This window comes from Streptomyces otsuchiensis (genome assembly GCF_004305975.1).
Lineage (GTDB): Bacteria > Actinomycetota > Actinomycetes > Streptomycetales > Streptomycetaceae > Streptomyces > Streptomyces otsuchiensis.
Genome location: NZ_BHZI01000558.1, coordinates 1 through 949, shown reverse-complemented (window position 1 = coordinate 949; position 949 = coordinate 1). Strand labels below are relative to the sequence as shown.

1 protein-coding gene is annotated in these 949 nt (G+C 73.2%); it reads right to left on the bottom strand.

Going from position 1 to position 949, the window contains the following annotated elements; translation table 11 throughout:
• Positions 1–27 precede the first annotated feature (27 nt).
• On the bottom strand, positions 28–882 hold the full coding sequence (htpX, locus tag E0D90_RS25825) for a zinc metalloprotease HtpX (protein ID WP_130800324.1): 855 nt from the start codon (positions 880–882) through the stop codon (positions 28–30).
• Between the last annotated feature and the right edge of the window lie 67 nt (positions 883–949).

Genomic DNA, 949 nt, shown 5'->3' with positions numbered 1-949 from the left:
GGGCAAGGGGCGGACGGGGCGGACGCGTCAGCGCGGGTCGCCGGCCATTCCGCGCAGCCGGCTGATCCGGTCGGCCATGGGCGGGTGGGTGGCGAACAGTCTCGTCATCCCCTCGCCCCGCCGGAACGGGTTCGCGATCATCATATGGCTGGCGGCCTCGATCTTCGGTTCCGGCGGCAGCGGCCGCGCCTGCGTCCCGGACTCCAGCTTGCTCAGCGCGCTGGCCAGGGCGAGCGGGTCGCCGGTGAGCCGGGCGCCGGAGGCGTCGGCCTCGTACTCGCGGGACCGGCTTACCGCGAGCCGGATCAGCGTGGCCGCGACCGGTCCGAGCAGCGCGATCAGCAGCATCCCGACGATGCCGGGGCCCCGGTCGGAGCGGCCGGGCATCAGCCACGCGAACTGCACCAGGAACATGATCACCGACGCCATGGCCCCGGCCACCGAGGAGATCAGGATGTCCCGGTTGTAGACGTGGCTCAGTTCGTGGCCGATGACGCCCCGCAGCTCCCGTTCGTCGAGCAGTCCCAGGATGCCCTCGGTGCAGCAGACGGCGGCGTTGCGCGGGTTGCGGCCGGTGGCGAAGGCGTTCGGGGCCTCGGTCGGGGAGATGTACAGCCGCGGCATCGGCTGGCGGGCCACCCCGGCCAGCTCCCGCACCATCCGGTACAGCGCGGGGGCCTCGAACTCGCTGACCGGGCGGGCCCGCATCGACCGGAGCGCGAGCTTGTCGCTGTTCCAGTAGGCGTAGCCGTTGGTGCCGACCGCGACGGCCAGGGCCACGGCCAGTCCGGCCCGTCCGAAGAGACTGCCGACGAGGAGGATCAGGGCCGACATGCCGCCGAGCAGGGCAGCGGTCTTCAACCCGTTGTTGGAGCGGTGCACAGGGTGCCTTCCGGGTGGGGCCGCGCGGGAGGGCGCGGAGGGTCCGGGCCGGCGGGCCGTCACATGG